The sequence below is a fragment of the Arthrobacter sp. IK3 genome, from assembly GCF_051337705.1.
Lineage (GTDB): Bacteria > Actinomycetota > Actinomycetes > Actinomycetales > Micrococcaceae > Arthrobacter_B > Arthrobacter_B koreensis.
Genome location: NZ_JBPPSW010000025.1, coordinates 1 through 420 on the forward strand (window position 1 = coordinate 1; position 420 = coordinate 420).

The 420-nt window shown below is 67.9% G+C and carries 1 protein-coding gene; it reads right to left on the reverse strand.

What is annotated here, in order from left to right; genetic code table 11:
* Nucleotides 1-420, reverse strand: a 420-nt coding sequence (locus ACSLGO_RS18235; protein WP_436401646.1) for an alpha-amylase family glycosyl hydrolase, incomplete at both ends; no start/stop codon positions are given.

The following is a 420-nucleotide window of genomic DNA, read 5'->3' on the forward strand; positions in this document are numbered from 1 at the left end:
GCGCCGTCGGCGCGTCCGCCCCAGTCCGGGAGTCCGCTTTTTTTGATCAGGGCGTGGGCGACGTCGACGCGGAAGCCGCCGACGCCGCGGTCGAGCCAGAAGCGCAGGATGCGTTCGAATTCGTCGTGGACGGCGGGGTTGTCCCAGTTGAAGTCCGGTTGGGAGGAGTCGAAGAGGTGCAGGTACCACTGGCCGGGGGTGCCGTCGGGGTTCCGGACGCGGGTCCAGGCGGGTCCGCCGAAGTGGGACTGCCAGTTGTTCGGCGGGTTTTCGCCGTGTTCGCCGGTGCCGTTGCGGAAGATGAACATGTCCCGGGCGGGGGAGTTTGCGGGTGCCGCGAGTGCTGCCTGGAAGAGGGCGTGCTGGTCGGAGCAGTGGTTGGGGACGAGGTCGACGATGACGCGGATGCCGTGGTTTTTG